This is a genomic window from Streptomyces sparsogenes subsp. cuspidosporus, from assembly GCF_039532705.1.
GTDB classification, from domain to species: domain Bacteria; phylum Actinomycetota; class Actinomycetes; order Streptomycetales; family Streptomycetaceae; genus Streptomyces; species Streptomyces sparsogenes.
Window position 1 is genome coordinate 1 of sequence record NZ_BAAASD010000099.1, and the last position, 6,436, is coordinate 6,436.

Annotated in this window: 2 protein-coding genes; both read left to right on the forward strand. The window is 73.5% G+C overall.

What is annotated here, in order from left to right:
* On the forward strand, positions 1-3,943 hold a 3,943-nt coding region (locus ABFY07_RS42315; RefSeq protein WP_346179561.1), incomplete at its 5' end, for an SDR family NAD(P)-dependent oxidoreductase.
* Positions 3,944-3,964: 21 nt separating this feature from the next.
* The coding region (locus ABFY07_RS42320) for a type I polyketide synthase (RefSeq protein ID WP_346179562.1) at positions 3,965-6,436 on the forward strand (2,472 nt) is incomplete at its 3' end.

Here is a 6,436-nt window from a genome sequence, read left to right on the forward strand (position 1 = left end):
GGCCCACGCCCTCGCCCGCCTCCACACCCTCACCCCCCTCGACTGGCGCCCCTGGTACACCGACCGACCCACCCCCACCACCGTCGACCTGCCCACCTACCCCTTCCAGCGCCGGCGCTACTGGCTGAAGCCCGCCCACTCCGGGCCCACCGCCCCCGGCGCCATCTCTCTCACCCACCCCCTCCTCGCCGCCACCGCACCGCTCGCCGACGGCGGTGTCCTCCTGACCGGGCAGGTCCCCGCCGCCGACCACGAGGGCTGGCTCACCGAGCACACCATCGCCGACGCCGTCCTCCTGCCCGCCACCGCCCTCCTCGACATCGCCCTGCACGCCGCCGACCACACCACCACCCCCCACGTGGACGAACTCCTCCTCCAACAACCCCTCACCCTCGACCCGGGCCACCCCCTCTCGCTCCAGGTCATCGTCAGCCCCCCTGACGACAGCGGCCACCGCACCCTGGACATCTACGCACGTTCACAGTCCACTCCCCCAGCGGAGTGGACCCGCCACGCCACCGCGACCCTCACCGACGAGCCCGCGGCCGAGCCGCCCATCGCCGAAGCGGAGGCGGCCTGGCCTCCCCCGGGAGCCGAGGCCGTCGACGTCACCGGCTTCTACGAGCGCGCCGCCGCGGACGGCTACCACTACGGGCCGAGCTACCAGGGCCTCCGAGCCGTCTGGCGCCACGGCGACGACCTCCTCGCCGACATCGCTCTGCCCGGGGCCGACAGGTCCGACCACACCGTCGACTCCCTGGCCATCCATCCCGCCCTGCTCGACGCCGCGCTCCACCCGCTCCTCGCCACCGCCGACAATCCGGATGGCGAGATATGGCTCCCCTTCAGCTGGAGCGGCGTCACCCTCCACGCGACCGGCGCCACCCACGTCCGCGCCCGCATCACCCCTCAGGGCGACAACGACTACCGTCTCGTCCTCACCGACGCGACCGGCCGGACCGTGCTCACCGCCGACACCATCGCCTCCCGCCCCCTCGACACCGCACGGCTGCGGCCGCGCGGGCCCGGCGACGGCCTGTACCACGTCCGGTGGACGGCGATGCCGTTCCCGGCCGGATCGGCGACGGCCGTGGCCGACGGCTGGGCGGTGCTCGGGGAGGCCGGGGACGGCGGGCTCGCCGATGCGGTGGCGACCCTCGCGTCGTATCCGGATGTCGCCGCTCTGGCCGCGGCCATGGACGACGACACCCCCGTGCCGCCGGTCGTCCTGACCGGCCTGGCACCCGCCACCGGCGGTGACGCCGACGTGGTCGCGGATGTGCTGGCGACGGCGCGGGAATGGCTGGCCGAGCCGCGGCTCGCCGAGTCCCGGCTGGTGGTCGTCACCCATGACGCCGCCGTCACGGAGGACACCGACAACGGCCCGGACGGCGGCGATGTGGATCCGGTGGCCGCGGGCGTGTGGGGGCTGATCCGCAGCGCCCAGTCGGAGAACCCCGGCCGGTTCACGCTGCTCGACCTCGCCCGGCGCGACGCCGGTTCGACACCGGAGGTCGTGGAGGTGCTGCGCGCGGCCCTGGACGCGGACGAATGGCAGGTGGCCGTGCGCGACGGGCGGGCGCTGGTACCCCGGCTGATGGCCGATGACGCGGCGGCCCGCATCGTGCCGCCCGTCGGCGCGCCTGCCTGGCAGCTCGTCATGACGGACGAGCGCGCGGGTACGGTCGACGGCTTGGCGCCCGAGGAATGCCCGGAGGTGCTGGAACCGCTCGCACCGGGCCACGTGCGCGTCGCCGTCCGCGCCGCGGGCGTCAACTTCCGGGACGTCATGGTGACCCTCGGTGTCGTGCCCGACCGCCGCGGCCTGGGCGGTGAGGGCGCGGGCGTGGTGCTCGACGTGGCCCCGGACGTGACGTCGGTGGCCGTCGGCGACCGTGTCATGGGGTTGTTCCAGGGCTCCTTCGGCCCCATAACCGTCGCCGACGCCCGCGCCCTGGTGCCGATCCCGCCGGGCTGGACCGACCGGCAGGCGGCGGCCGTGCCCATCGCGTTCCTCACCGCCTGGTACGGGCTGGTGGACCTCGCCGGACTCAAGGCGGGCGAGTCGGTCCTCGTCCACGCCGCCACCGGCGGCGTGGGCACGGCGGCCGTGCAGATCGCCCGCCACCTGGGCGCCGAGATCTACGCCACCGCCGGCCCGGGCAAACACGCCGTGCTGGAGGCGATGGGCATCGACGAGGCCCACCGCGCCTCCTCCCGCGACCTGGACTTCGAGGACACCTTCCGCGCCGCCACCGGGCCCGGGGGCATGGACGTGGTGCTGGACTGCCTCGCGGGCGAGTTCGTCGACGCGTCACTGCGGCTGCTGGGTCAGGGCGGCCGGTTCCTCGAGATGGGCAAGACCGACATCCGCGACCCCGAGCAGATCGCCGACACCCACCCCGGCGTGCACTACCGCTCGTACGACCTCGTCTCCGACGCGGGTCTCGACCGCCTTTCGGAGATGCTGTCCACGCTGGCCGGTCTCTTCGCCCAGGGCGTCCTCACCCCGCCCCCGGTCCAGGCATGGCCACTGGCCAGGGCCCGACAGGCACTGCGCCACATGAGCCAGGCCAAACACACCGGCAAACTCGTCCTCGACATCCCCCCCGCCCTCGACCCCCACGGCACCGCCCTGATCACCGGCGGCACCGGCACCCTCGGCGCCCTCATCGCCGAACACCTCATCACCACCCACCACATCACCCACCTCCACCTCCTCAGCCGCCGCGGCCCCCACGCCCCCGGCGCCACCGACCTCAAAGCCCGCCTCACCCAACTGGGCGCCACCGTCCACATCACCGCCGCGGACGCCTCGGACCCGGAGGCCCTGCGACAAGCCGTGGACACCATCGACCCCCGCCATCCCCTCACCGCCGTCATCCACGCGGCGGGGGTCCTGGACGACGCGGTGCTGACCGCGCAGACGCCCGACAGTCTCCACCGCGTCTGGGCCGCCAAGGCGACGAGCGCCGCCAACCTCCACCGGGCCACCCGGCACCTCTCGCCGGCCATGTTCGTGATCTTCTCCTCCGCCGCCGGTACGTTCGGCAGCCCCGGGCAGGCCAACTACGCCGCCGCCAACGCCTACTGCGAGGCGCTCGCCACCAGGCTCCGGCACGCCGGAGTGCCGGCCACCTCCATCGCCTGGGGCCTGTGGGCGGCGACCAGCGGCATGACCGGCGGACTCAGCGAGATCGACCACGCGAGGATGAGCCGGTCGGGGATGGCACCGCTGTCCTCGGAGCACGCCCTGGCGCTGTTCGACGCGGCGCACGGGGTCGGTGCGGGGCGGGTGCTCGCCGCCCGGCTCGACCTGGCGACGCTGTCCGCCCAGCCCGGCGAAGCGTTGCCGCCGGTGGTCCGCTCGCTCACCGGCACCGGCCCCCGGGCCGCGCGGCGGAGCGCGGCGGCTCCCGTGACCGACCTGCCCGGCCGGCTGGCGTCGATGGCCCCCGCCGGACAGCTCGCGCTCCTGCTCGATCTGGTCCGGACCCACGCGGCCACCGTGCTGGGGCACACGGATGTCGCCGCGGTGTCGGCGAACACCCCTTTCAAGGATCTCGGATTCGACTCGCTGACGGCGGTCGAGCTGCGCAACCGGCTCACCACGGTGACGGGCCTGCGGTTGTCCGCGGCGTCGGTGTTCCGCCATCCGACACCCACCGCCATGGCCGAGCACCTGCGGGGCGAGCTGTGCCCGGCGGGGGATGACGCCGCGCAGCCCGTGCTGCGGGAGCTGGAGCGGCTCGAGGCGGCGGTGGGCGAGTCGAGGCCGGAGGGCGAGACCAGTGCCCGGCTCGTCAAGCGGTTGCAGACCCTCTTGTGGCGGCTCGGTGACGAGGCAGCCGCGGTCGATCACACCGTCGACGGCGAGGCGCTGGAGTCCGCCTCGGACGACGAGATGTTCGCGCTCATCGACCAGCAACTGGGCTCGTCCTGACCGCCCGCGAGGGAGAAGCCAATGTCAACCACTGAAGACAAACTGCGCCAGTACCTCAAACGCGTCACCCTCGACCTCGGCCAGGCCAGGCAGCGCCTGCGCGAAGCGGAAGAACGCCACCAGGAGCCCATCGCCATCACCGCCATGGCCTGCCGCTACCCCGGCGGGGTCGGTTCACCGGAGGCCCTGTGGGACCTCGTCGCCACCGGCACCGACGCGATCGGCCCCTTCCCCACCAACCGCGGCTGGGACCTGGACGGCCTGTTCCACCCGGACCCCGACCACTACGGCACCAGCTACGTCCGGGAAGGCGGCTTCCTCCACGACGCCGAGCGGTTCGACGCCTCCTTCTTCAACATCAGCCCCCGCGAAGCCCTCGCCATGGACCCCCAGCAGCGAGTGCTCCTGGAGACCGCCTGGGAACTCCTCGAACGGGCCCACATCGACCCCCACAGCCTCAAAGGCACTCTCACCGGCGTCTACACGGGGGTGTCGAGCCAGGACTATCTCTCGCGGATACCGCGCATTCCCGAGGGCTTCGAGGGCTATACGGCCACGGGCGGACTCATGAGCGTGATATCCGGCCGGGTGGCATACACCCTGGGCCTGGAGGGACCGGCGGTCACGCTGGACACCGCGTGCTCCGCGTCGCTGGTGGCGATGCACCTGGCCGGGCAGGCGCTGCGGCAGGGCGAGTGCGACCTGGCCCTGGCCGGTGGCGTGACCGTGTTCAGCACGCCCACGGCGTATGTGGAGTTCTCCCGGCAGCGGGGGTTCGCGCCGGACGCCCGCTGCAAGCCGTTCGCCGCGGCCGCGGACGGCACCGGCTTCTCCGAGGGTGTGGGCCTGGTGCTGCTGGAGCGGCTGTCGGACGCCCAGCGCCACGGGCGTCGTGTCCTCGCCGTGCTGCGCGGCTCGGCGGTCAACCAGGACGGCGCCAGCAACGGGCTGTCCGCGCCCAACGACGCCGCGCAGGAGCGCGTCATCCGGCAGGCGCTGGCCAACGCCCGGCTCTCCGCCGACCAGGTGGACGCGGTCGAGGCACACGGCACCGGAACCACGCTCGGTGACCCCATCGAGGCGCAGGCGCTCCTGGCCACCTACGGCCAGGACCGCCCCGCGGACCGGCCGCTGTGGCTGGGCTCGATCAAGTCGAACATCGGCCACACCCACGCGGCGGCGGGCGTGGCGGGCGTGATCAAGATGGTGATGGCCCTGCGGCACGGCCGGCTGCCCGCCACCCTCCACGTGGACGAGCCCACCTCGCATGTGGACTGGGGCACGGGCACGGTGCGGCTGCTCACCGAGCCGGTCGAGTGGACGCGGGGGGAGCAGCCGCGCCGGGCCGGCGTGTCCTCGTTCGGCATCTCCGGCACCAACGCCCATGTGATTCTGGAGGAGGCCGCCCGGCCGCCCGCCGCCACCGGTGGTGAGCGGCCCGGAGACCGGCTCACGCCGTGGGTGGTGTCGGCGCGCGGTGAGGCCGCGCTGCGCGACCAGGCCCGGCGGCTGCTCGACGCGACCGCTGACGGCGATCCCGGGGCGGTGGGCTGGTCGCTGGTCACCTCGCGTGCGGCGTTCGACCAGCGTGCGGTGGTCACGGGCCGGGACACCGAAACGCTGCGGGCGGGGCTGGCCGCGCTGGCGGCCGGGGAGGACCATCCGGCGCTGGTGCGGCGCGAGGCGGGGGTGCCGGCCTCGGGGTCGCGGGTGTTCCTCTTCTCCGGGCAGGGGAGTCAGCGGCCGGGCATGGGCGCCGGACTGCACGAGCGTTTCCCGGTCTTCGCCGACACCTTCGACGAGGTGTGCGCGCTGCTCGACCCCCACCTGGACCACCCCCTGCGCGACGTCGTCTTCGCCACCCACCCCCACCACACCGACCTCCTCAACCACACCACCTACACCCAAGCCGGACTCTTCGCCGTACAGGTCGCACTCACCCGGCTCCTCGAACACTGCGGCCTGCACCCCGACGCCGTGATCGGCCATTCCATCGGCGAGATCACCGCCGCCCACATCGCCGGCGTCCTCACCCTCCACGACGCCTGCCAGCTCGTCGCCCACCGCGCCACCCTCCTCGGCGAACTCCCACCCGGCGGCGCCATGACCGCCATCGAAGCCACCGCCGACGAGATCACCGAAACCCTCGGCCCCTACGACGGCCACGTCACCATCGCCGCCCTCAACGCCCCCACCAACACCGTCGTCTCAGGGCCCGATGAACTCGTCACCCGGCTCACCGCCGCCTGGAAGCAACGCGGCCGCAGGACCAGGGCACTGACCGTCAGCCACGCCTTCCACTCCCCCCTCGTGGAACCCGCCCTCGACGACTTCCACCACGCGATCAAGGACCTCGCCTACCACCCGCCCACCATCCCCCTCATCAGCAACCTCACCGGCCAACCGGCCGACCAGGACATCACCACCCCCGACTACTGGGTACGCCACATCCGCCAACCCGTCCACTTCCACCCCGCCATCACGCACATCGCC